The sequence below is a fragment of the Catenulispora pinisilvae genome, from assembly GCF_015356865.1.
GTDB lineage: Bacteria > Actinomycetota > Actinomycetes > Streptomycetales > Catenulisporaceae > Catenulispora > Catenulispora pinisilvae.
Map to the genome: position 1 here is coordinate 1 of NZ_JAAFZA010000664.1, position 256 is coordinate 256.

General features: G+C 59.8%; 1 protein-coding gene. It reads left to right on the top strand.

Features of this window, described 5'->3' with window-relative positions; translation table 11 throughout:
* Positions 1-256: AMP-binding protein (locus tag IZR01_RS53970; RefSeq protein WP_194927944.1), on the top strand; the 256-nt coding region annotated here is incomplete at both ends.

Consider the following 256-nt stretch of genomic DNA (forward strand, 5'->3'; position numbering starts at 1 on the left):
CACCTCCGATGTCATGGCGGATCTGCCGCAGACGGCTGATGCGTTTGTGGTGGTGGATGACCGGCAGTTTGTGGGTGAGGTGTCGGCGTATGCGGGCGCGGATCTGGGTGTCGCATTGGGTTCGGAGTTTCCGGCGTATGTGATCTTTACTTCGGGTTCGACGGGTCGTCCGAAGGGCGTTGTCGTCTCGCATGCGGGGATTGTGAACCGTCTGTTGTGGATGCAGGACCGGTTCGGTCTTGACGCTGATGATCGT